The organism is Streptomyces sp. NPDC005925 (genome assembly GCF_040638805.1).
Classification (GTDB): Bacteria; Actinomycetota; Actinomycetes; order Streptomycetales; family Streptomycetaceae; genus Streptomyces.
The window spans coordinates 65,335-88,234 of the sequence record NZ_JBEXVL010000019.1 but is presented as its reverse complement, the minus strand read 5'-3'; the positions used below and the strand labels follow the sequence as shown (position 1 = coordinate 88,234).

Annotated in this window: 18 protein-coding genes; 4 read left to right on the top strand and 14 right to left on the bottom strand. The window is 73.7% G+C overall.

Annotated elements, in window-relative coordinates; all coding sequences use genetic code 11:
• Nucleotides 1-16 precede the first annotated feature (16 nt).
• The 4 genes from ABZ354_RS20885 to ABZ354_RS20870 form a co-directional block, all read right to left on the bottom strand.
• Nucleotides 17-1,198 (bottom strand): lycopene cyclase family protein, encoded by a 1,182-nt coding sequence (locus ABZ354_RS20885; protein ID WP_358658807.1) that lies wholly within the window; start codon nt 1,196-1,198, stop codon nt 17-19.
• Nucleotides 1,195-1,905: an SDR family oxidoreductase gene (locus ABZ354_RS20880; RefSeq protein ID WP_358658806.1), complete on the bottom strand. Its 711-nt coding sequence runs from the start codon at nt 1,903-1,905 to the stop codon at nt 1,195-1,197. Before ABZ354_RS20880 ends, ABZ354_RS20885 begins: the two co-directional genes overlap by 4 nt.
• An 82-nt stretch (nt 1,906-1,987) precedes the next feature.
• Nucleotides 1,988-3,259: an NAD(P)/FAD-dependent oxidoreductase gene (locus ABZ354_RS20875; RefSeq protein ID WP_358658804.1), complete on the bottom strand. Its 1,272-nt coding sequence runs from the start codon at nt 3,257-3,259 to the stop codon at nt 1,988-1,990.
• Between the two features lie 227 nt (nt 3,260-3,486).
• Nucleotides 3,487-4,491: a MerR family transcriptional regulator gene (locus ABZ354_RS20870; protein ID WP_358658802.1), complete on the bottom strand. Its 1,005-nt coding sequence runs from the start codon at nt 4,489-4,491 to the stop codon at nt 3,487-3,489.
• 149 nt (nt 4,492-4,640) lie between these two features.
• On the opposite strand from ABZ354_RS20870, the gene ABZ354_RS20865 reads away from it, so the two are divergent.
• From ABZ354_RS20865 to ABZ354_RS20855, 3 genes are all read left to right on the top strand, one after another.
• Nucleotides 4,641-5,249: a sigma-70 family RNA polymerase sigma factor gene (locus ABZ354_RS20865; RefSeq protein WP_358658800.1), complete on the top strand. Its 609-nt coding sequence runs from the start codon at nt 4,641-4,643 to the stop codon at nt 5,247-5,249.
• A gap of 108 nt (nt 5,250-5,357) precedes the next feature.
• The gene (locus tag ABZ354_RS20860) at nt 5,358-6,191 is read left to right on the top strand and encodes a DUF4397 domain-containing protein (protein WP_358658798.1); all 834 of its coding nucleotides are present in this window, start codon (nt 5,358-5,360) and stop codon (nt 6,189-6,191) included.
• On the top strand, nt 6,184-6,822 hold the full coding sequence (locus ABZ354_RS20855) for a class F sortase (protein ID WP_358658796.1): 639 nt from the start codon (nt 6,184-6,186) through the stop codon (nt 6,820-6,822). The genes ABZ354_RS20860 and ABZ354_RS20855 overlap by 8 nt, the downstream gene beginning before the upstream one ends.
• Before the next feature lie 451 nt (nt 6,823-7,273).
• Here ABZ354_RS20855 and ABZ354_RS20850 read toward each other — a convergent pair whose 3' ends face one another.
• Complete coding sequence (locus ABZ354_RS20850) at nt 7,274-7,852, bottom strand: DNA starvation/stationary phase protection protein (RefSeq protein ID WP_358658794.1); 579 nt, start codon at nt 7,850-7,852, stop codon at nt 7,274-7,276.
• 189 nt (nt 7,853-8,041) lie between these two features.
• On the opposite strand from ABZ354_RS20850, the gene ABZ354_RS20845 reads away from it, so the two are divergent.
• Nucleotides 8,042-8,554: a TspO/MBR family protein gene (locus ABZ354_RS20845; RefSeq protein ID WP_358658792.1), complete on the top strand. Its 513-nt coding sequence runs from the start codon at nt 8,042-8,044 to the stop codon at nt 8,552-8,554.
• Nucleotides 8,555-8,812: 258 nt separating this feature from the next.
• Here ABZ354_RS20845 and ABZ354_RS20840 read toward each other — a convergent pair whose 3' ends face one another.
• The 9 genes from ABZ354_RS20840 to ABZ354_RS20800 all read right to left on the bottom strand — a co-directional run bounded on the left by ABZ354_RS20840 (nt 8,813) and on the right by ABZ354_RS20800 (nt 22,780).
• Nucleotides 8,813-9,145, bottom strand: coding sequence for a DUF3140 domain-containing protein (locus tag ABZ354_RS20840; RefSeq protein ID WP_358658790.1), 333 nt, complete (start codon nt 9,143-9,145; stop codon nt 8,813-8,815).
• A 6-nt stretch (nt 9,146-9,151) separates the two neighbouring features.
• On the bottom strand, nt 9,152-9,385 hold the full coding sequence (locus tag ABZ354_RS20835; protein WP_358658788.1) for a DUF2945 domain-containing protein: 234 nt from the start codon (nt 9,383-9,385) through the stop codon (nt 9,152-9,154).
• A gap of 221 nt (nt 9,386-9,606) precedes the next feature.
• Nucleotides 9,607-9,861 carry a thioesterase domain-containing protein gene (locus ABZ354_RS20830; RefSeq protein ID WP_358658786.1) on the bottom strand — a complete coding sequence of 85 codons (255 nt, stop codon included), beginning with the start codon at nt 9,859-9,861 and terminating at the stop codon, nt 9,607-9,609.
• A gap of 5 nt (nt 9,862-9,866) precedes the next feature.
• Entirely contained in the window at nt 9,867-10,838 is a 972-nt protein-coding gene (locus ABZ354_RS20825; protein WP_358658784.1) for an LLM class flavin-dependent oxidoreductase, read from the bottom strand.
• Nucleotides 10,839-10,918: 80 nt separating this feature from the next.
• Nucleotides 10,919-12,475, bottom strand: coding sequence for an AMP-binding protein (locus ABZ354_RS20820; protein ID WP_358658783.1), 1,557 nt, complete (start codon nt 12,473-12,475; stop codon nt 10,919-10,921).
• Nucleotides 12,476-12,506: 31 nt separating this feature from the next.
• Nucleotides 12,507-15,326, bottom strand: a complete 2,820-nt coding sequence (locus ABZ354_RS20815) for an amino acid adenylation domain-containing protein (protein ID WP_358658782.1) — start codon at nt 15,324-15,326, stop codon at nt 12,507-12,509.
• On the bottom strand, nt 15,323-20,539 hold the full coding sequence (locus ABZ354_RS20810) for an amino acid adenylation domain-containing protein (protein ID WP_358658780.1): 5,217 nt from the start codon (nt 20,537-20,539) through the stop codon (nt 15,323-15,325). Before ABZ354_RS20810 ends, ABZ354_RS20815 begins: the two co-directional genes overlap by 4 nt.
• The gene (locus ABZ354_RS20805; RefSeq protein ID WP_358658778.1) at nt 20,536-22,209 is read right to left on the bottom strand and encodes a hypothetical protein; all 1,674 of its coding nucleotides are present in this window, start codon (nt 22,207-22,209) and stop codon (nt 20,536-20,538) included. Before ABZ354_RS20805 ends, ABZ354_RS20810 begins: the two co-directional genes overlap by 4 nt.
• 295 nt (nt 22,210-22,504) lie before the next feature.
• Nucleotides 22,505-22,780 carry an acyl carrier protein gene (locus ABZ354_RS20800; RefSeq protein WP_358658776.1) on the bottom strand — a complete coding sequence of 92 codons (276 nt, stop codon included), beginning with the start codon at nt 22,778-22,780 and terminating at the stop codon, nt 22,505-22,507.
• Between the last annotated feature and the right edge of the window lie 120 nt (nt 22,781-22,900).

Here is a 22,900-nt window from a genome sequence, read left to right as displayed (position 1 = left end):
CGGTTCTTGCGACGGGTCAGGAGCGGCGGGGCAGGAAGGGCAGTTCGGCTGCGGTGGAAAGCATCGGCCGGACGGGGGTGCAAAGCCCGATGCCCCACTCCTCCCACAGCGAGGTTGTGCCGTCGAGGAAGCGCAGCAGGCGCTCGGCCGGGACACGGCGGAACAGGTCGGTGAAGAAGTCCGGGCCGTTGATCCGCCCGGTGTCCAGGGCACGCAGCACGATCGCGTCCATGGCCAGCGCCCGCCGCCCGTGGGGCGGGGGGACGCTCTCGTGTCCGTCGCGCAGGGCGGCGGCGATGGCTCTGCTCTGTCGTTGCACCGCGGCGAAGGTGTAGCCGGTGGTCGGACGAGTGGCGCCGCCCGCGGTCCCGATGCGGAATACGGCCGCCCCGGTCCGTCGCGGGAAGCGGGCGTCGGTCATGGGGATGACGCCCTGCTCGGCCCGCTCCACCGTCAGCGCGCCGAGCCCCAGGATGTCGCGGCAGTAGCGGCCGAGCGCCGACTCGTACGCCTCGGTGGTGAGCGCGTTGCGGGAGAACTCGGTGTACTCCACGAGGGCCCGGTCCGGCGCCAGTGGCAGGACGTAGCCGAAGGCGAGCCCGTGCTCCGGCTGGGGGACCCGGAAGTCCATCAGATCGGCGACCGCGGGATCGAAGCCGCCGGTGTCGGTGCGCACGAACCAGCCGCGGAAGTGCTGCAGCAGCCGTGTGCGCGCCGGCGGCAGGGCAGGCAGTGGCCGCGAGTCGAACACACGCCGGGCGCGCAGCGTCAGGGTGCGGCCCTCCGGCAACGTGCACCGAACCTCCGCGCCGCCCCGCACGTTGCGTACGGATTCCGCTGTCGCGCGCAGGGCACGCCCGCCGTCCGAACGGGCCAGATGGTCGTGGACCAGCCGTTCGAACGCTTGGGAGCGCACCATGCGGTAGGTGAACGGAGCCGGATCGACGGTGACCGGGCGGCCGTCGGCGCCGTGCACGCGCAGCACGGACCAGGACGCGCTGACGACTTCTTCGAGGCCGTCGACGCCCGCGTCCCAGTAGCACCAGGTCCGCTCCGCGGGTCGCGGCGGGCCGTCCGGCGGTTCGACCAGGGTCACGGCGGCGGCGCCGGTCGCTGTCAGACGGTGCGCGAGGCTGAGCCCGGCCGCACCACCCCCGACGACCACCACATCGGAGGTTTCGGCCCGTCGGGGCGTCACCGGGCCCGCCGTTCCACGACGGGCGTTCCGTCCGGCTCCGTGCGCAGCAGCTCGGCATCCGCCTCCAGCGCGTCCGCGACGGCACCGGCCACCTGATGCGGATTCCCGCCCCTGGGCAGCGGCGGCGCCGTGCCCGCTACCGGACGGCGGGCGAAGCCGGTGTCGAGGTGCCCCGGCCGGATCTCCAGCACTCCCACACCGGCGCTCCGCGCTTCGCGGCGCACGGCGCCGAGCCAGGCGCTCAACGCGGCTTTGGAAGCGCTGTAATCGGCCATCCGGGGCTGGGGGCGCTCGGCGACCACGCCGGTGACGGCGGCGATCGCCGAACCGGGACGCAAGATGCCGAGCGCGGCGCGGAAGAACGCCGCGGGCGCGAGGTAGTTGACCGCCATCAGGTGCTCCGCGACCTCGTCACCGACCTCCCCCGCCGCGCCGAACGCCACCGACCCGAACGCGATGACGACGGCGTCCAGCCCCCCGAGGGCAGCCGACGTGTCGCGCGCGGCCCGGGCGCACGACTGGGGATCGTAGGCGTCGAAGCGAGCGGTCGGGGCGCCCGGATACGTCCGTGCGACGTGGGACAGCCGGCCGGGGTCGCGTCCGGCGAGTGCCAGGCGCGCACCGCGGCCGGCCAGTTCGGCGGTGATCGCGCCACCCAGCACTCCGGTGGCACCGGCCACCAGGACACGGGCACCGCTCAGGTCCACGCTGCACTCCTGGTCACAGAACCCACGAGGTCGTCCGATCGGTCAGCACTCCGGGTCCCGTGCCATCGACGGACGCGCCCGGTCACGGCCGGCTCCCCGGAGGCGTCCCCTGCCGCCCCAGGTCGGCGGACACCTCCCGCGCGGCGCGCGCACCCGACGCGAGAGCGCCCTGCACCGAGCCGGTCGCCCGGTAGTCCCCGCACACGTACCTCCCGGGGCCGATACGGGTCGTGCGGCTCAGCGGCCAGGGGGGAAGCATCGCCGGCAGCGCGCCCTCGACCGTGTAGGCAGCGACCTGATGCCAGCCGCTCGTGTCGGTGCCGTACACCTCGGCCAGACGGCCGAGTACCCCCCGCGCCCGGCCGGGCGGGTCCTTTCCCAGTACGGAGGTGGAGATCAGCCCGGTTCCCGGGGGCGCGTAGGTGGGGGCCACGCGGCTGAGTACACAGGTGTTCAGGATCGTTCCGGTGCCGTCCACCATCAGGGTCGGTTCGGTGATCGGTGTGCTGTCGGTGGCGTGGTAGTAGGTGGTGACGGTGCGTGCGTCCGGCACGGTCAGTTGCGGCAGCAGGCGGGTGGCGGCCGCCTGGTCCGTCGCCACCACGACGGCCCGGGCCGGCATCTCGCCGCCGTCCTCCAGCAGCACTCCGGCGTCGGTGACCTCCACGACGGGCCTTTCGAGTCGCAGGACGCCGTCGGGCAGACCGTCGGCGAGCCGGGCCGGTACGGCGCCGATGCCTTCCGCCGGCAGGCACAGGGACCCTCGTACCATGCTCCGCCAGACCAGGTGGAAGAAGCGCGCGGAGGTCTCCAGCCGGTCCTCCAGGAAGACGCCCGACAGGAACGGCCGCAGGATGTCGGCGATCACGGCGTCCGACACTCCCGCCCGGGTCAGTGCCGCCGAGGTGGACTCGTCCCGGCGGCGAACGACGGCGGAGGCGGGCAGAACGGCGTCCCGCACGGTGAGTGCCGCCAGCGCGACCAGGTCTCGGGCCGAGAAGACCCGCCCCGGCAGCAGTGCCCCTGCCGCACCGGGTTCCCTCGTCGGGTCGGCGATGCGGACCGGCCCGTCCGGCGTGTGCGCGACGACGCCTGCCGTGAACGGCCGCAGTCGCAGGCTCCTCAGGTCCAGGCGTCGCTTCACCTGCGGATACGAGGTGTTGAACACCTGGAATCCACGGTCCAGCAGGAATCCGTCCCGCCGGTCCGTGCGCATCCGGCCGCCCACGCCGTCGGAGCCCTCCAGCAGAGCCACCCGCCATCCGGCACGGCACAGGTCCAGTGCGCACGCCAGCCCGGTCAGGCCCGCACCGACGACGACGGCGTTCGGCGCCCGGCGGTGTTCGTCGGTCATGCTGCTCCTCGGTCGAGCGGTACCCGTGGCGCACGGAAGGCGGGGCGTGGCGTGCTCAACTCCCGCCCCGGCCGGACCTGGAGGACGCCGGCACGGGCCTGCCCGAACGGGGCAGCAAGCGGCGGCCGGTCGACGCCGGGTGACGGAGTCGCGAGCCCTGGTCCAGCGGACCATGTTCCGCCGGCGGATGCCAGGCGCCACGACCAAGTGCCCCGGACGACGAGACGTCACGGTGCGACCACCGCCTCGAGGGCGGCCACGGCTTCGGCCAGCCCCGCCGGACGCGCCGAGCCGGGCACCGCCCGACCGGCCCAGCCGGGTCCCAGGGCCAGGACGACCGGTCCGCGACGGGCTCCTCGCACGCCCCACTCCATGCCGGCCACGTGCTGGGCCAGCGGCCGGCTGGCGGTGGTACGGGACTGCGCCCACAGCCCCACGGCGGCCGGTCCGGTCCTGTGCACCGCGGCGACGAGCGACTCGACGGGCAGGGCTCCGCCGAACATACACACCGGAACACCCCTCTCCGCCAGCGCGGCGGACAGCGCCTCCAGCGGCAGTGTGTGGTTCTCCCCCGGCACGCAGGCGAGCACCGTGGTGGCGCCGGGACGGTTGGCGACCGTGCGGGGCGCGGCGCGCCGCAGCGCGCCGGAGACGTGCCAGGAGAGAAAGTGCTCGGTCTCGACGTACTTCTCCCCCGATGATTCCCACTTACGGCCGACGGCCTGGAGCGTCGGCACGATCACCTCGGTCCAGGCAGCGACCAGTCCGTGCTCGGTGATCGCGGTGAGCAGCAGTTCATCCAGCGCGGGGGCGTCGAGGCGCAGTGCTGCCCGGGCGATCCCCCTGCATTCCTGGCGGGCGTCGCCGAGCCGCAGCACGCCGCCCGCCCGGCTTCGGCCGCGGGCCGGCGGCGGAGCCCCGCCTGCCGTCCGTCCGGCCGGGGCCGTTGTCAGGGGCTCGTCGCTGCGCGCCAGGCGTGCGGCCTCGGCCGGCGGCAGTCCGGTCGCCGTCCACGCGCACATGCGCTCCAGCCGCGCCACGTCCCGCGCCGTCCAGCGCCGGTGCCGGCCGCTTGTGTGCGCCTCGGGGCCGAGTCCGTACCGGTGATCCCACGTACGGACCGTGGTGGGAGCCACTCCCAGACGCCGGGCCACCTCACTGGTGGACAGCCCGCCACCTCGCGGACCGCTCCCGCCGTTCCGGTCCTCGGCCGTACCCGTATGCGCGTTCACACCTCCACAATACGACGCATAACCGACGCATGTTGCTTGCGTCGTTTATGCGTCCAAGACTGGACAAGACGCGCATGGCAACCCGGTGGACTTGCCATGCGGCGGGCGGCGCCAGTCCCCGCACGACACACGGCAGGAGGCATCGGGCCATGAGCATGAACCTGCGACCGACGACCACCCTCGTCCCGCCCACGGAGGAAACGCAGTACGAGGAGGACCTGGCCCACGGCCTCGTCGCCGCCGACGAGGAAGCGTTCGCGGCCATCTACCAGCGCTGGGGTTCACTCGTCCACACCATGGCCACCCGCTCCCTCGGTGACGTCCACGAGGCCGAGGACGTGACCCAGCAGGTCTTCGTCGGTGCCTGGCGCGGACGGCACAGCTTCCGTCCGGAGCGGGGTGCACTGGGCGCCTGGCTGGTCGGCATCACCCGCCGCAAGATCATTGACGAGCTGGCCGCCAGGACGAAGCGTCTGACCCTCGTCGAATCAGCCGCGCACGACGCCGCGCCCACCCCGTTCGTCCAGGCCGCACCGGACGACGTACTGGACCGCGTGCTGCTCGTCCAGGCCCTGTCCCGGCTGCCGCGGGCCCAGCGAGACGTGCTGTGCATGGCCTTCTACGAGGACCTCACGCAGGTCGAGATCGCGGAACGCACCGGTGTTCCGCTGGGGACGGTCAAGAGTCATGCCCGCCGCGGCCTGCACCGGCTGCGGCGGGCGATCGACCAGGGCGGCGTGCACGACACGGACCCCTGACCGCCTCATGAAACGCAGGGGCGAGCGTGCATCCATGGCGCCCCCCACCCCCGAACCACCAGAGAGACTCCGCAGCGCGTGGAGACTCCAGTCGAAGGGACGATCCCCATGACCTCCCGGACCCCCATCGTCCTCGCCGCCTCGGCCGGCGCGTGCGCCATGGCCCTCGGCGTGGCCGCACCCGCCATAGCGGCTCCCGACCAGGCACAGGACAAAGCCATGGTGTCCGTCTTCCACGGCATCCCCGGAATGACGGTCGACGTCTACGCCAACGGAAAGCCGCTGCTCAGCGACTTCAAGCCAGGCACGGTGACCGACCCGCAGTCCCTCGACGCGGGCACCTACGACATCCAGATCTTCGCAGCGGGCCAGAGCCCCCACGGCAAGCCCGCCCTCGAGAAGAAGGTGAAGGTACCCGAAGGCGGCAACGCCACGGTCGCCGCCCATCTCTCCGCCGACGGCACACCCCGGTTGACGGCGTTCACCAACGACGTCTCGAAGGTGGCCGCCGGCAAGGCCCGCCTGACCGTCCGCCATGTCGCGGCCGCGCCCGCCGTGGACGTACGGGCCGGCGGACAGCCCGTCTTCACCGACCTGACCAACCCCAACGAGGACACCGCGACGGTCGGCGCGGGCACCGTGAAGGCCGACGTCGTGCTCGCCGGCACGGACACCGTGGCCGTCGGACCCGCCGACCTGAACCTCAAGGAAGGGACGAGCAACGTGGTCTACGCCTGGGGCACCGCAAACAAGAACCTCGCCCTGGCCACCCAGACGTTCAGCGGCGTGGAATCGATGCCCGACGGCGTCCACGCGGGCGGCAGCGGCGCGGCCGTCACCCAGAACTCCTCCGACCAGTGGCTGGCCTGGGTGGCGGCGACCGGAGCGATCACGGTGACCGGCGTCCTGGTGGCCCGCCGGGTCACCAGCCGACGTGGCTGACGCTGCGCGGCTGACCGGACTGACGATGGCGACCGCCGCACTGGCAGCCGTCCTGGCATGCGCCGGTCAGCCCTCCGGACCCGGCACGGCTCCGGCCGACTTCGGATCCGCGCCGTCGCGGCAGAGAACGGCTGCCGCCCCGCTGCCCGGCGGACCGGAGACCGGGGCCGCCCCCGCTCCGGACGCGCGACCCGAACGCGTACAGGTCCGCGAGGTCGGCCTCGACGCACCCGTGCGGCCGGTCGGCGTGGGCGAACGGGGGGCCATGACCGTCCCCGGCGACCCCCTGGTCGCGGGCTGGTACCGCTACGGCCCCGCCCCGGGAAGCCGCCAGGGATCGGCCGTACTCGTGGGACACGTGGACAGCGACACGGGTGCCCTCGGCGAGTTCGCCGCGCTGTACGAGGTACGGCGTGGCGACCGCGTCGAGGTACGGCGCACGCAGGCGGCGCCCGTGGTCTACCGCGTCGTCTCCCGGGCCACCGTGCCCAAGGACGAGCTGTCACCCACCGTGTTCCGCCGGACGGGCGACCCCGTCCTGACCCTGATCACCTGTGCGCCCCCGTTCGAACCCGAGCGGGGAGGCTACCGCGCGAACCTCGTCGTCACGGCGGAGCCGGTGCGAGAGTGACAGCGCTCCGTCGCGCGCGACCGGCCGTGCACGCGGTGACAACGCAAGGCCGGGACACAGGAGGGCGCAGTGGACCACGTAGAGCCGTCGCACCTGGTGGAGCTCGCTCTCGGCCACACGAGCAGCGACAAGGACGTCAGCGCCCTCGAGCACGTCGCCTCGTGCCCGCGCTGCCACGAGGAACTGGGACTGATGACACGTGTGGTGACTGCCGCGCGCGGTGCGCAGACACCGGATACGGCAGCTCCGCCCAAGCGGGTGTGGCAGCGCATCACCCAGGAACTGTCCTGTGAGGCCCACAGGCTTCCGTACCCCGAGGGGCACGCGGTCCGCCGGCCGGCGCCCGGGAGCGGCGACCGGCGCAACAACCGGACAGCCGGCACCAGGACGCGCGAGGCCTTCCTCGTACTCGCTCCGATCGCCGGCGTCCTGCTCGTCCGGTGGTTGCGGGTCAGGGCTGGTCGCGGGCCTGATCGGCGGCGTGCCCGGCGGCCATGGCCTCCGTGGTGGCGCCGCGCGTGCTGAGCCTGCCGCCGCCGGACTCGAGGTGGGCGCGGACGAACCACTGGAACAGCTCCAGCCCGCGCAACTGTTCGATGAGCATGTCCTGGGTGACGGGATCGGAGTCCTCGGTGGCCCGCATGGCCTTGCGGTGGTCCTGAATGACGGCCGTGTACACCAGGTCGAGCGCGCCGAGATGCTCGATGGACTCGGCGCGGCCGATGGAGTAGCCGTTCCAGGTCCGTTCGTTCACCAGCGCGCCAGGGGTGCCGTTGGGCTCGCCGCCCAGGGTGGAGATCCGCTCAGCGATGTCGTCGGTCATGTCACGCACCGTGTCGACCTGGGGGTCGAGCATCTCGTGCACGGCGATGAAGTGCGGGCCGACGACATTCCAGTGGATGTGTTTGAGAGTGAGGTGAAGATCGTTGAGGGAGTGCAGACGCATCTGCAGCATTCCGATGATCTGCTGACTGTCCTGCGTGCTCATGCCGGGCACGGTGTAGGAGAGGTCCGGACGCTCTGACGGCACGCTGACGCTCCTTGCGGGTCTGTTGTCGGGACCTCCAGGCAAGCAGCCTCGCCTTCTTCCGGCGTCGTTCGACGGCATTCCGCGACCGGATATCACCGGTGCGGAGCACACCGGACCGGCGACGCGGCACCTGCCGTGTACCGGACGCCTGTCCGGGCACCCCCGGCCCGTGAACGATCGGAGAACCCCATGGCCGAACTGCCGGGCGACGACCACCGTGAATCGACCGGTCGGCCGCCCGCGGGCTGGCCGACGCTGCTCCTGCTGCTCGCGGTGTGTTACGCGGTGGCCGCCGCGGGTGGGCTCGCCGCCGCCGATGCCGGCCAGACCTACAAGGCGCTCACCAAACCGGCCTGGGCTCCCCCGGAATGGCTGTTCGGCCCGGTGTGGACCGTCCTCTACGGCACGATCGCCGTCGCCGCCTGGCTCGTACTGCGCCGCCGGACGAACGGGCACGCGGTGCCGATGGCCTGGTGGTCCCTCCAGCTCGCGCTGAACCTCGCCTGGACTCCGCTGTTCTTCGCCTCCGACGCCTACGGACTCGCCTTCGCCGACATCTGTCTCCTGCTCGTGGCCCTGGCCGCCACCGTCGTCGTCTTCGGCCGGCGGCGCCCTGTCGCTGCCGTTCTGCTCCTGCCGTACACGGCATGGGTCACGTTCGCCGCCGCGCTCAACCTCTCCATCTGGCTGCTCAACAGGTGACTCGGTCCCGCCGCCGGGTGGGGCCGGACCGAGGCGGGGTGCGACCGGGTCGCCCCCGGCAGTCCGGAGAAGACGCACCGGCCGCCCAGGCGTGCTCGGCGCGCCTTCCGGACTCGTGGAGGTTCCCGCGGCCACGCACCCGGCCGGTGGTGCTCCGCGTCGGCGGCGTCTCCTGGCTCCCCGCACGCCGAGAGCCGGGACGACCGTGCGGGACGCGGGCGTACCGCACGGCGGCGGTCGTGCTGTCGCCGCCCCGCGTCATGCCAGCGGGTCGTGCCCCCAGTTCATGAGCGAATACCGCCACCTGCTGTCCCCCACGTCGCCCGACGGGCGCTGGGCGAGATGCCGCCGGATGTAGCCGACGACCTTCCGCATGTGCTGGTAGTCGTCGTCCGAGAGGTCGCTCTTCTTCGCGTGCAGGATCTCCACGATCCGCCGGCCCGAGGCGTGGCCCGTGGACTCGCCGCCGTCCTTGTGCTGCCCGGCGTCCTGTGACTGCTCCGAAGCCAGCCACCCCTCCAGATCGGCCGGCTTCATGTTCACCAGCTCGCGGAACTCGTCCCAGGTCTCCTCACGCTCGCCGTCGTCCACGCGGCATCACTTCTTTTTCTTCTTCAGCGCGGACGGCTTGTGCACCGCGGACCCGCCGGACTTCTCGCTGCGGACCTGGTACTGCGGCTCCTCGGGCGAGGCCTTCACGCTCCGTCCCGCGGCTTCCGTCCGCTCGGTGATCTTCTCCTCCACCTCACCCTCGGCCTCGCCGCCGTGGCTGCTCCAGGCGACCTTGTCGCCCTTCTTCAGCTTCTCGTCCTCTTTGCGGCTCTTCGCCATGTCCTTCTCCCTCGCTGTGCGCGCTGCGGACGACTCGGTGCTTCCCCTCCAGGGTGAGCGCTTTCGGGCCGCGCCGCAGCTCGCGGCCAGGCGCCACCCGGACGGAACCGCGTACGCCGCCCGTGGAGGGTCCGGCCCCGCCGCCGCGTGCGTGCCGGCGCGGCCGGCCGTCGCCGTGCTCCCGGCGGCACGGCGACGCAACCCCCAGGCACCGCCGGCCCTCACCTCAGGGGGTGGGCCCCTGGCATGCGGCCGGACGCGTGGACGTCGTCGGCCAAGGGTGCCGTCCGGCGCTCGCCCCGTCCCGGGTACGGCACCGCGTGCAGCTCGACCGTGGGCGGCAGTCCCTGGTGCCACGGCCGGCAGAAGACCGCCGATCCCCCGGCGTGCGGGAAACAGACCGGGCGGACCCGGGCATCGAGCCGCTCGTCGTAGCCGCGAAGCCATGCGGACGAGGTGGTGATCCGGGTACTCATCGGGCTCACCCGGCCTGCGTGCGGGCGTGGTCCAGGGCGGTCGTGATGTGGTGCAGGTCCTCGTGCTCCACGACTTCGTCCAGGATCAGGGTGCTCACTCCGAGCTCCCTGTAGCGCTGGAGCATCGCACCGACGTCGGCGTAGGTACCGACCAGATACGGGCAGAACGTCTGGTAGGCCCGGAACGGATAGAGCCAGTAGACCCCCTTCGGCTCGTGCGAGCGCAGCGCGTCGCGCGAGAGCTTCAGGTGCCAGTGCGATTCGACCTTGCCGACCGCCCATTCGTGCAGCTTCTCCCCCGACTCGCTCGACGGGAAGCGCTCGTGGGCGATCCGCCACGCCTCCCGGGCGTCCTCGCGGGCGATCACGCCCAGGCGTACGCCGCAGCCCGCGAGAGGCCTGCCCTGCGGGTAGCTGTCTATCTGGTGCGGGTAGGACAGCCGGTCCACGCCGAGCAGCCGCGCGACCTCGCGGCAGTCGTCGGAGGCCCCGGACACGTAGAGGTCCGGCGCCAGGGCGGGATCGGACGGCGGGCTGACGACGGCGGCGTCCAGGGCGTAGTACTTGCCGGTGTACGTCACCGGCGCCGGCGCCGCCGTCAACTGCCCGATGATCTGGCCGTACTCGGCCAGCCGGTCGTAGCGCTCCCGGTGGCCCAGTTCGCAGCCCAGTTCCCTCAGGTGTCTGGAGAACCCGCCGGTGACCAGGTTCAGGTCGACGCGCCGTCCGTAGAGGTACGCCAGGGTGCTGATCGTCTTGGCGACGGCGAACGGGTGGGTGTCCACGGGGTTGACCGCGACCAGGGGGACGAACCGCTCGGTGTTGTCGATGGCGAGCTGCGCCACTGCCCAGGCGTCCACGAGCGTGTTGTCGGTGTAGATCAGCGCGCCGCGAAAGCCCGCCTGCTCGGTCCAGCGGGCCACGTCGACGACCCGGCAGCGGTATTCCCGCGGAGTCCGATCCTGCCAGGAAGGCATCGTTGTATAGACGGTCAGCACGGTTCGCGGTCCCTCTCTTCGACTGTCGGGGGCTGCTCTCGGCCGGCGCTCGCGGCCGGTCAGGGGCGCGTGAGCTTGGCCTGCTCGGCGACGAGCTTCGCGACGACGGCGCGGTCGATCTTGCCGTTGGGGTTGAGGGGCAGGGATTCCACGTGCAGGAACACGTGCGGCACGAGGTGGACGGGCAGGCCCGCGGCCAGCGTGCGGCGCAGGTCGGCCTCGCGGGCGGGCTCACCGGTGTAGCAGGCCATCAGTTCGGTGGCGTCGCGGTGCCGCACCGGCACGACGACGGCCTCCCGTACGCCGGGGCGGCGGCGCAACAGGGTCTCGAACTCGCCGAGCTCGACCCGGTAGCCGCGGATCTTGACTTGGTTGTCGAGGCGGCCGAGGTGGACCAGCGTGCCGTCGTCCTCGCGGCGGACCCGGTCGCCGGTGCGGTAGTAGTGCGCCTCGGCCGGCACGCCGCCGTCCAGGGCCTCCGGGCCGGCACCGCCGTCGAGGCCGAGGAACCGGTTGGTGTTGTCCCGCGGGTCCAGATAGCCGTCGAAACGCTGAGGACCGCGCACGCACAGCTCGCCGTCGTCGGTGACGACGTGCTCCAGGCCCGGGTAGACGGCGCCGATCGGCACCGTGTCGTTCACGGTTCGGGGCCAGTCCCGGCGGTCCTTCGGCAGGCGGAACTCCGCGCACGCCAGCGTCAGCTCGGTCGGGCCGTAGATGTTCTCCACGACCGACTCGGAGGCGAATCCACTCCACGCCTCCGCCTGCGCCCAGGTGAACTGCTCACCGCAGAACACGCTGTGGCGCAGCCCGGGGGCCCCGGCCGCGGGCAGGCCGCCCAGCCCGGCGGCGGCCGAGACCGCCGAGGGCACCGAGAACCAGTGCGTGAGCCGCCGGTTCACCACGTAGTCGGCGGGGCTCAGGAGTTCGGCCGCTTCGGGCACGACCAGCGTCGCGCCGCCGCCCCAGGTGACGAAGAGGTCGAACACCGAGAGGTCGAAGGTCAGGTCGAAGGTGTGCGACATGCGGCAGCCCGGACCGGCCTCGTAGCGGGGGACGGTGTGCGCCAGGAACGCCAGGACGTTGCGGTGCCTCACCGGCACCCCCTTGGGCCGCCCGGTGGAACCGGAGGTGAACAGCAGGTAGGCGATGTCGTCCGGGCCCGCGGACGGCGGCGGCAGCGAACCGTCCGGGACGGCGGCCAGGAGTTCCTCGTCGGTGCGGCGCAGCACCGGCCGGGCCGGCGCGGTCCCGGAGGGGCAGTGGTCGAGCCACTGCTGCCCGGACGCGTCGGCGAGGATCACATCGACGTCGGCCAGCTCGCAGATGGCGGTGTTGCGCCGCGGCGGATACTTGAGGTTCAGCGGCACGACCTGCGCGCCCAGGCGCAGTGCCGCGAGATACCCGGCGTAGGCGACGGCGCTGCGTGCGGCCAGCAGGGCCACCGAGCGGACCCGGCCGTGTGCGGCGGTGATGCTCTCGGCCAGGGCCTCGGCCGCGCGCTCCAGTGCGGCGTAGCTGATCGACGACGCGGACAGTTCGACGGCCGGCAGGTCGGGATGACGCCGTGCCGTGGCGGCGAAGACGTCGTGGAGGGTGCTGATGTGGTCTTCCATGTCGACCTTCCGGTCAGGAGTGGAGGCGGTCTCAGGCTTCGGAGGCGAGGAGGAGCCGCGCGACGCCGGCCAGCCGGCCGTCGCCGGCGGCGTCACGGGCGGCGAACCAGGCGGCCTGCCCGGCGGCGGTCGGCCGGTCGAACAGCACCCGCGCCGGGACGGTCAGGCGGAAGATCTCCGTCAGCTGCGCGGCGACCTCCAGCGCGGTGGCCGATTCGGCGCCGAGGGCGAACAGGTCGGCATGGACACCGACGGTGTCGCGGGCCAGGGCGTCGGCCCAGATCTCGACCAGCAGCTCCGCGAAGGGCAGCGCTGACGCGGTACCCACGGCGGCTTCGTCGCCGGCCGTCTCGCCGACGGCGTCGCCGACCGTCGAGAGGGCACCGGCAGTCCCGGCCGAGTCACGCTCCTCGAGCACGGCCTCGTACGCGGCGTCGAGGTCTTCGGGGAGCGGCCGCCCGGCCAGCGCGCGCCGGTCGACCTTGCCACTGGGGGTCAGCGGCAGCGCGGTGACGGCGACGCAGGCGAACGGCACCATGTGCCCGGGCAGGATCCGCGCCAGGTCGCCGCGCAGCGTCCGCGGCGGGACATCGCAGCCCTCGGCGAGAAGGTAGTAGGCGATGATCTGCTGGTCCGACGCCCCCTCCCGCACGACGACGACGGCCTCGGCCAGCCCTTCCCGCGTCAGGATCTGCGCCTCGACCTCGCCGAGTTCGACCCGGAAGCCACGGATCTTGACCTGCCCGTCGCGGCGGCCGAGGCACTGGATCCGGCCGTCGGGGAGCCGTGTCCCGAAGTCGCCCGTGCGGTAGGTCCGGATCCTGATCCGCCCGGCGGCGCCCAGGGAGGGCTGGACACGGGAGGAACTGACGGGTCCTACGGGTCCGGCGGGTCCGGCGGGTCCGGCGGGTCCGGCGGGTCCGGCGGGTCCGGCGGGTCCGGCGGGTCCGGCGGGTCCGGCGGGTCCGGCGGCAAGATCGCGGAACGCGAAGCGCTCGGCGGTCAGGTCGGGCCGGCCCAGATACCCGTCGGCCAGCGGCACGCCGGAGACGCAGATCTCGCCGGGTACACCGTCCGGCAGGGGTTGCAGCCGCGCGTCGAGGATCTCCACCACCGCGCGGTCGACAGGGCTCCCGATCGCCGGCAGTTCCGGCCAGTCGGCCGGATCGGCGGACAGACGCTCGGCGGTGACGACGTGGGTTTCCGAAGGGCCGTACTGATTCTCCAGCGACGCGCCCGTGCGGTGGAAGAACTCGCGCACGGCCGGGCTGACGTGCAACTGCTCCCCCGCCGTGACGACCTCGCGCAGGGCCCGGGGAAAGCGGCCGGAGCGCGAGGACGCCTCGGCAAGCTGCTGAAGGGCGACGAAGGGCAGGAACAGACGGTGCACGCTCCGCTCGGTCAGCCAGTCGGCCAGCCGGTCCGGGTCGCGCCGGACCTCTTCGCTGACCAGCACCAGAGTGCCGCCGGTGCCCCAGGTGGCGAACATCTCCTGGAACGCGACGTCGAAGCTGAACGCCGCGAACTGGAGGGTGTTCCAGCCGGGGCCGGCCTGCGAGCGCCGGAACTGCCAGTCCAGCATGGACGCGAGCGGCCGGTGCGGCATGCCGACGCCCTTGGGCGAACCGGTCGAGCCGGAGGTGTAGATGACGTAGCAGAGGTCCTCGGTGCCGGTCGTGGGGTGCGGCGCGGACCGCGGATCCTGCGGGTGGCTCGGCGCGTCCACGAGCATGTCGTGCAGATCGAGGACGCGGACGCCCTCGGGAACGGTGAGCGCGCCGTCGATTCCGGCCGGGCCGATCAGGACCTCGGCGCGGCTGTCGGTGAGCATGTGGTCGAGGCGCTCACGGGGATACGCCGCATCGAGCGGCACGTATCCCGCTCCGCTTTTGAGGATCGCCAGCAGTGCGACGATCAGTTCGGGGCAGCGCGGCCCGGACAGCGCGACGGCGCGGGCGGTACCGATCCGGCCGGCGCACCGGTCGGCGGCGGCCTTCAGCTCCGCGTAGGTCATCCGGCCGCCGTCCCACCGCAGCGCCGGGGCCCCGGGGTACCGTGCGGCGGCGCGGTCGAACAGCTCGTGCGCGGTGACGTCCCACTCACCCGCCCCCGGCACCTCGGCGGTCTCGGCGGCGCGGTTCCGCACCGGCGGGGGCACCAGAGGCAACAGGCCGATCGGCGCCTTCACGTCACGGACCGCCGCGCCCAGCAGCTCGAGGTAGCCGGCGACGATGCGTTCGGCCGTGCCGGGCCCGTAACGCCCGCCGTCGTATTCCAGCGAGCCACGGCGTCCGTTCTCGCTGTCGAAGGCGAACACGAGATCCAGCGGAGGGCCGCCTCCGCCGATCAGGACGGCGGCCCGGCAGAAGTCCTGCGTGGCGATGACGGCGCGCTCACCGGTCCCGGACTCCCCGCCGTCCGCGTCCCGCAGGTCGCAGGCGGCCCGCAGGGCCAGGTCGAGGAACGCGGTGTCCGGATCGAGGGACTGCCGCAGCGGTGCCCACGACCCGTCCCGTCCGGCACCGACCACGACCTCCTCGATCCCGGCGTTCTCCCACGGCGAGACGACCCGGTACAGCAGTGCCTGGAGCCCGGCGGCCAGCGTCGCGAGCACCGGGACGCCCTGCTCCCGCGCGAGGACCGCGAGGCCGTCGGCGAGGTCGCCCGGAATCTCGAAGGCCGGCGTGGCGCACCGTTGTCCGGGCAGGGTGCGCGACAGGCCGCGGTCGGCGGGCCACGTGGTGGCGGGTGGTGCGCCGCGGAGCCGGTCGGGCAGCGCCGCACGTGCGGCATCGGCAACCTGCGACGCCGATGCGCCGGGGGCCGGCGTGGTCGGCCGGGTGACGTTCATCGGGTCGCGCTCCCCTCGTCGTCGCGGCCGGCGGTGGCGCGTCGCGATCGCGTCAGCAGGGCGCTGCGCGCTCCGGACCGCGCCGGCCGGACCGCCTCGGCCGGGGTCGGCGCCGCGGCCCGGGGCGCCTCGTCGGAGAGCGCGGCGGCCAGGTCGTGCACGGTGGGATGGGTGAAGAGCTGGAGGGCGGCGATGTCCCGGTCCAGCAGGTGCGTCAGCCGGGTCCTGACCCGGGCCAGCAGCAGCGAGTCGCCGCCGATCTCGAAGAAGTTGTCGTGCGTGCCGACCTCGTCCAGTCCGAGAAGGTCGCACCAGACGGCTGCGATCTCCCGCTCCAGACGCGACACCGGTACGACGCGGGCCGCTCCGGCGTTCCGGTCGCGCGGCGGCTCCGGCAGCCTCGCGTGGTCGATCTTGCCGTTGCCGTTGAGCGGGAAGGCGTCCAGCGGCACGATCACGGCGGGCACCAGGTATTCCGGCAGGGTCCGGGCCAGTTGTCGCCGCAGCGCTGACGGGTCCAGATCGGCGACGCCGAGCGGGGCGGCGGGCGAGACGTAGGCGACCAGGCGCAGTGGTCCGGCCCCGGACGGGTCGCGGCGTGCCGTGGCGACGCCGCGTCCGACACCCGGGATTCGTTCCAGGCGGGCCTCGATCTCGGGCAGCTCGACACGGTGGCCGCGGATCTTCACCTGGCGGTCCATGCGGCCCAGGTAGTCCAGGGTGCCGTCGGGCAGGCGGCGCACCAGGTCACCGGTGCGGTAGAGGCGTGCGCCGGGCCGGTCCGCATACGGGTCGGGCGGGAACTGGCGTGCCGTCAGCTCGGGTCGGCGCACATAGCCCAGTCCCACGCCGAGGCCGCCGATGCACAGTTCGCCGGGGACGCCGACCGGCACGGGGCGCAGGTGCTCGTCCACGACGTGCGCGGTGGTGCCGGGAACGGGGCGGCCGATGGTCGGCCGGCGCTCGGTGCCGTCCAGGAGTGTGCGCGTGCACCAGATGGTGGTCTCGGTGGGACCGTAGATGTTGAAGAGCCGGCGGTTCGGCGCCCACAGGGGGCCCAGCTCCGGCGGGAACGCCTCGCCGCCGACCAGGATGGTGCGCAGTCCCGGCACGTCCCCCGGCCGCATCACCGCGAGCGCGGACGGCGGCAGGAACGCCGTCGTCACCTGGTGGCGGCGGACGGTCTCGGCCAGGTCGGGGCCGGGCAGCATGCGGTCGCGGGGCACGATGCACAGCCGTCCGCCGTGTGCGAAGGCGAGCGTGAAGTCCAGGACGGAGCCGTCGAAGCTGGGTGAGGAGAACTGGATCACGGTGTCCGGGGACTCCGGGTCGATGAACTCCAGGTCGGCATGGGCGGAGTTGACGACACCGCGGTGGTGGATCGCGACGCCCTTGGGCCGGCCGGTGGAGCCGGACGTGAAGACGATGTAGGCCGGGTCGCCCAACCCGGTGTTCCGGGCGGGCCGGGTGTCGGGATACCTGCCCAGCGGGTCGTCGGGGCCGCCCAGGCAGACCACCGGCAGGCGGTCGGCGCCGGGCGGCGCGGCAAGGCCGGCCCGGGTGACCAGGGCCTTGACCTCGGTGTCGTCGATCATGAGGGTCAGCCGTTCGGCCGGATAGCCGGTGTCCAGCGGGACGTAGACCGCCCCGGCCTTGAGCACGCCCAGGAACGCGACCGGCAGGTGCTGGCAGCGGTCCAGGGCGACGCCCACCGCCGTGCCGGGTCCCACTCCGGCCTCGGCGAGGTGGTGGGCGAGCCGGTTGGCCCGCGCTTCGAGTTCGGCGTAGCTGAGCTCGCCGTCGGCGCCGACGACGGCGGTCCGCTCCGGTGCCCGGTCCGCCCAGCGCTCGAACAGGGCCGGGACGTCCGCGGCCATCGGGGCGGGCAGGCCGGTGTCGTTCCAGTGGTCGAGCTGGGCGAGCTCGTCGGGGGTCAGCAGGTCCAGGCCGGCGACCGCCGTGTCGGGCGCGGACAGCGCCGCCTGGAGCAGGGTGCTCAGGTGGCCGAGGAAGCGGCTCACGGTGTCCGCGCCGTAGAGGCCGGTGTTGAATTCTGCGGTGCCGGAGAAGCCGCCGCCGGCCTGCGCCCCGGCGTGCTGGAGGATGACGGACAGGTCCTGGATCGAGCCTCCGCCGTGCGCGGGCAGCGGGGTGAGGTCCGCGCCGGGCAGGCTGAGGGTGGTGTCGACGTCCTGCAGGACGAACAGCAGTTGCACGACGGGGTCGTGGCTGGGGTCCCGGTCCGGGCGCAGCAGCGCGACGAGGTCCTCGAAGGGGAAGTCCTGGTGTTCCTGCGCCTGACTGATGGTGAGGTGGGCGGCGCGTGCCAGGTCGAGGAAGGTGGTGTTCTCGGCGACCCGCAGGCGCAGCGGCACCAGGTTGACGAAGCAGCCGACGGTCTTGGCGAACTCGGGGCGGACGCGGTTGGCGACGGGCGTGCCGATGAGCAGGTCGTCGCGGCCGGTGTGCCGGTGGACGGTGGAGGCGAAGGCGGCCAGCAGCGTCGCGTAGGCGGTGACGCCGTGCCGCCGGGAGAACTCGGCGACCCGTTCCTCCACGTCCGCGGGCCAGGCGAAGTCGACCACCGCGCCGTCCGGTCGGCGCTGCGCGGGCCGGGTCCGGTCGGTGGGGAGGTCCAGGAGCGTGGGGGCGCCGTCGAGTTCTCGGCGCCAGTGCTGGGCGAGCCGTTCGCGGCGGGCGCCGGTCAGCTGCTCGGACTGCCAGACGGTGAAGTCCATGAACTGGACCGACGGCGCCGGTACGGTGCTGGGTCGGTTCTCGGTACGGGCGGTGTAGAGCTCCGCCAGTTCGGCGAACAGCAGCTCCAGGCTCCAGCCGTCGCAGGCGATGTGGTGCGCGGTCACGACGAGCGCGGCCGATGCGGTGCCCGGCGCGATCAGGCGTGCGCGGATCGGCGGGCCGGCGGACAGGTCGAAGGGGGTCCGGGCCTCGGTGTCGATCCGGTCGGCGACCCAGGCCGCCAGGTCGGCGGGAGCGGTGCCGTCGGGCTCGGCGCCTTCGGGTTCTTCGACGGCCAGGCGCACCGTGAGGGCGGGCAGTACGCGCTGTCGCGCCTGTCCGTCGTGGACGTCGACGACGGTGCGCAGGGCCTCGTGCCGGGCGACGAGGTCGTTGAGCGCCGCCTGGAGGGTGGGGGCGTCGATGTCACCGCGGACGCGGAAGGCGTAGGGCAGGTTGTAGACGGCGTTGCCGGGATACAGCTGCGACAGCAGCCACATGCGCCGCTGGGTCGCGGACAGCGGTGCGCCCGCTCGCGTCCGCTCGGTCACCCCGACGGGCGCGGCGGGGGCGGGCTCGGGCGAGGCCGGCGTGTCGGTGCGCCCTGCGGCGGACGCGGCCCAGCCGTCGAGGAACGCGGACACCTCGGCGACGGTGGGGTGGTCGAACAGGGCACGGGCCGTGATGGGCAGACGGAATGCGGAGGCCAGCAGGGAGGCGACCCGGACCGCGCTCAGCGAATGGCCTCCGACGGCGAAGAAGTCGTCGTCGATGCCGGGCGGCGCCTGCTCCAGAACGGTGCGCCAGGCCTCCGCGACGCGCAGTTGCGTCGGGGTGGACGGCTGACGGCGGGGGCTGCCGACGGGGCGGCGCGTCGCGGTCCTGCGGCGGTCGGCCCCGGCGCCCCGGCCGGTGGCGGCCTCGGCCGCACTGTTGTCGGCCCTGTCGGGGACACGAAGACCGGCGGGCCACGGCGTCGCGGCTATCGGGCTGTCGGGCGAGGAGGTCAGGACTTCGAGCAGGCGGACGAAGCCGGCCACGACTGCGGTGGCCGTCGAGGAGTCCAGCACTGCTGTCCGGTGGCGCAGGTATCCCGGCATTCCCGTGGGCAGGTCGGCCAGTTGGAGTTCGACCCCGTACAGGGAGCGGCGTGAGAGGTGTTCGGTCGCCTCGACCCTCAGGGGGCCGATGACGGCCGGGGCGTCCAGCGGCCGGCGGCCGCCGAGCAGCACCTGGAACAGCGGGTGCACGTCGGGGCGGCGGGCCGGGGCGAGGCGCTCGACCACCCGGCGGAACGGTATGTCGGCGTCGTCGAAGGCCGACAGGGTCGCCTCCCGGGCCACGCGCAGCGCGTCGCGCCAGGTCGCGTCGGCCGGCAGGCGCACGCGCAGCGCGGCCGGGTTGGCGATGAAGCCGGCGGTGTCGCGCGAGGCGGCGTCACGGCGGCCGACGACGGTGCCGAGGACCGCGTCCCCGTGGCCCGACATGCGCTGCATCAGGACGGACAGCGCGGTGAGCCAGACCATGAACGGCGTGGCGCGCTCCGCCGCCGCGACCGCGCGGACGGCCTCGGCCAGCGGGGCGGGAACATCGACGGGGACGACCGCGGCGGCGTAGGGATCGCCCTGGGCCGGATGGCCGGGGGACGGCCAGCGGTCGGCGTCGGCCGGCAGGTCGGCCAGTTCGGCGGCGCGCCGGTCCAGACGCCGTTCTGTGCCGGGCTTCTCGGCGGCGGCGCGGGCCCGGGAGGCCGCCGCGGCCAGGGCGGGCGGCGGGGTCGGCAGGTCTTCGCCGCGCAGCGCCGCCACCAGGTCGCCGTGGAGCAGCTGGAGCGTCCGGTCGTCGGCGACGATGTGGTGGACGACGGCCAGCAGCCGGTGCCGCTGTCCGGCCATCCGGGCGAGGGTGAAGCGGGCCGGCGGACCGTTCTCCAGGTCGAAGGGCCGGTGGGTCTCGCGGTCGGCGAGTTCGGCCCAGCGCGCCTCGGCCCCGGGCCCGGCCGCGGAGTCCGGCGACGCGGTGCCGGTGTCGGCGTCCGTCGCGCCCCCGCCGCCGTCTCCGGCTCCGCTGCCGGTGGTGGAGGCGGGGGCGGGGGCGGTCAGGTCGACGTATTCGAGGGCCCCGGTGTATTCCGGGTCGATCACCATGACCGGGGTGCCGGAGGCGTCGGCCGGGAACCGCGCGCGCAGCGCCTCGTGGCGGCGGCCGAGCACGTGGACGGCGCGCGTCGCGGTGTCCCGGTCGAACGGTCCGGTCAGGTCGACGACCAGCGCCATCTGATGGACCAGCGCCTCGGGTGTGGTCAGGTCGAACAACCACACGTCCTCCTGCGCGGGATCCGGCCGGCCGGCCCGTTCCGCGGCGGTCGGCGGGGTGTTGAGCGGATGGAGCCCGGCCTCCTCGTGGACGCGCCGGAGGTTCTCGGCGGAAAACCGGCGGGCGCGGGTGCCCGGCCGCGTGGGGATCTCGGTCATGAGGTGGTCACGGCTTCCGTGTCGGGGGTCTTGGCGCGCACCAGGAGTTCCAGGGGCGCGCCGTCGGGCGTCTCGGCTGTGCCGCCCGCCGTGGGCGAACGGAGGAAGTCGATGGCGGCGCGGTTGCGGCCGGTGTCGCGGTAGCCGACGACGATCCGGTCGGCGCCCATGTGCCGGGCGTGTGCGGCGATCTCGCGCATCACCCGGTCCTCGACGCCCTTGCCCATGGCAGGGCAGGAGATGACGAAGGCCTCGACGACGCAGTCCGTGCCGTGCCCGGCCAGCGCCAGGACGACGCTGGGGCCGAGGTCGCCGAGGCGGTCCCGGACGGTGCCGAGCAGCAGGACGCGGTCGCCGCCGGCCGGCAACGCGTCCGCCGTCACGGGCGGGACCGGCACCCCGAGGGTGAATTCCTTGGATGCCACGAGCATCTCGTTGATCTTGGCGAGGTCGCTCTCCCGGGCCGGGCGGAAGTCGGCCTCGACACGGAGCCCGGCGACGAAGGAGGCGAGCGACAGACCGCCGGCGGGCCCGGGGACCGCGTCGCCGTCGCCGGGGCCGCCGCGGGCGACTGCCCGGGGCGGCGCTCCGGGCACCGGCAGGCGGTCGAAGACTCCGGCGGCGGCCAGGCGTGACGGCCAGGCCGCGGCGTCCGGACCGAGATCCACCACTTCGGCGGCGTCCCGGTGGGCGGAGCGGACCGTGACGATCAGATGGTCCTCGCGGCGCTGGAGCAGGGCGACGTCCCGCGCGGTCAGCCCGGCTTCGGCGGCCAGGTCGCGCACTTGGGCGTCGAGGTCACGGTCGTCGAAGAACCAGTCGGACAGCAGTGCCGGAACGGTCGCATCGCTCGCCACGAGGTCACGCCACGCCGGGACCGCGTCCGGGCCGCCGAGCGTGTACGACGGCACTCCTGCGGCGGACAACCAGCGCAGGACGCCGCCGAAGCCGTCGATGTCCTCGGCGTCGGCGAGACCGCGCAGGTCCAGCGCCGCGGCGTGGCAGGTGTCACCGGTCCGCAGCCGCAGGATGTGAGCGACGCGCGCCCCGAGGTGGTGGAAGACCTCCTCGCGATAGGGAACCTTCGCGAACTGGTACAGAGCCGGGTGGTGTGCCTTCGCGGCACCGAGCGAGCGAAGTACCGCTTCGAGGTCCACCAGGTGGACGTTCGGCCGGTCGGCCAGCGCGTTCCGCATCGCCTCGCGGGCGGCCGCGGCCTCGGCGGTGCGGCCGTCGGACCAGCAGTCGCCCGCGACGCCCAGCGGATCGGCGGCCGGCAGGCCGGGGAGCACCGCGACCAGCGTGGCGCCCCAGCGCGCCGCGGCCTCGCGTGCGGCGTCCGCGACGGCCGTCAGGCCGGTGGTCCAGGCACCGTCCTGCAGTTCCTCCAGGCGTTGCGCGACCACCACCACGTCCAGGCCGGCCCGGGCGGAGCCGCTGTCCGGGTCCAGGCACTCCTGGACGACCTGGTTGTACGGCGCGACGTGAAAGGAAGGGCGGCCGTACGCCCCGCCGAGCGCCGTCGCGAGGTAGGGCACGACCGGGTCGGCCGTACAGCTGGCCAGGATGCCGATGCGCGGTCCGTCGGGCGGTCCCGTGCGCTCGGTCTCCTGGTGGGCGGCCCGCAGCGCGCGCAGGTCGGCCGAGACGTCTGTGAGGGGCAATGGCATGATCGTCCTTCCGTCGGCGCCCGAGCCCGGCGAGGATGTCGGGGGTCTGCGGGGCCTGCGTGACCTCGGCGAGGGAACAGACCGCGTCAAGGGTGGGGGTGGCGGGGGTCGCGACGGGCCGCGAGGGTGGTGTCGTGCCCCGGGACCGCCGTACCGTCCTCGGACGGGCGATCCGCGGTCCGCTCGAGGTGCCGCATCATCAGCAGCGGGGCACGGCCGTCGACTGCGGGATCGCCGGGCCGGTGCGACCGGCCGGACCGGCCCGGAGCGGACGGCGGCGCGGGGTCGGTGACGGTCACGAGGCCGTCCCCGCGACCCCCTTGGCCGCCAGGAGCCCGCGCAGGCCGGCGATGCTGGTGATGCCCCTGATCTCCCGGCTGCTGAGGGCCACACCGTAGTGCTCCTCCAGCACGATCACGACCTCGATGTGCTTCAGGCTCGTCCAGGCGTCGTGGACGCCGGGCCCGGAAGCCTCGTCCAGTTCGGCCCCCGGCACCCCCAGGACCTCGGCGATCAGACCGGACAGCTGGTCGGTCGGCGGCACGGCGGCCGTCTGCTCGGCGGTGCCCATCAGCGGACCGCACGCCGGGCAGGTGCCGCCGGGACGGGAGCCGCGAGGGCCCGGGACGGGATGTCGGTGCCGGGACGTGTGGACCGTGGGGACATGATCGGCTTCACCTTTCACGGGACT

Excerpts from the sequence above, each read along its gene's own strand:
- ABZ354_RS20820 (WP_358658783.1), bottom strand. The coding sequence starts at position 12,475 with ATGGAAGACCACATCAGCACCCTCCACGACGTCTTCGCCGCCACGGCA.
- ABZ354_RS20875 (WP_358658804.1), bottom strand. The coding sequence starts at position 3,259 with ATGACCGACGAACACCGCCGGGCGCCGAACGCCGTCGTCGTCGGTGCG.
- ABZ354_RS20805 (WP_358658778.1), bottom strand. The coding sequence starts at position 22,209 with ATGCCATTGCCCCTCACAGACGTCTCGGCCGACCTGCGCGCGCTGCGG.
- ABZ354_RS20860 (WP_358658798.1), top strand. The coding sequence starts at position 5,358 with ATGACCTCCCGGACCCCCATCGTCCTCGCCGCCTCGGCCGGCGCGTGC.
- ABZ354_RS20825 (WP_358658784.1), bottom strand. The coding sequence starts at position 10,838 with ATGCCTTCCTGGCAGGATCGGACTCCGCGGGAATACCGCTGCCGGGTC.
- ABZ354_RS20810 (WP_358658780.1), bottom strand. The coding sequence starts at position 20,539 with ATGACCGAGATCCCCACGCGGCCGGGCACCCGCGCCCGCCGGTTTTCC.
- ABZ354_RS20835 (WP_358658788.1), bottom strand. The coding sequence starts at position 9,385 with ATGGCGAAGAGCCGCAAAGAGGACGAGAAGCTGAAGAAGGGCGACAAG.
- ABZ354_RS20800 (WP_358658776.1), bottom strand. The coding sequence starts at position 22,780 with ATGGGCACCGCCGAGCAGACGGCCGCCGTGCCGCCGACCGACCAGCTG.
- ABZ354_RS20845 (WP_358658792.1), top strand. The coding sequence starts at position 8,042 with ATGGCCGAACTGCCGGGCGACGACCACCGTGAATCGACCGGTCGGCCG.
- ABZ354_RS20865 (WP_358658800.1), top strand. The coding sequence starts at position 4,641 with ATGAGCATGAACCTGCGACCGACGACCACCCTCGTCCCGCCCACGGAG.
- ABZ354_RS20830 (WP_358658786.1), bottom strand. The coding sequence starts at position 9,861 with ATGAGTACCCGGATCACCACCTCGTCCGCATGGCTTCGCGGCTACGAC.
- ABZ354_RS20815 (WP_358658782.1), bottom strand. The coding sequence starts at position 15,326 with ATGAACGTCACCCGGCCGACCACGCCGGCCCCCGGCGCATCGGCGTCG.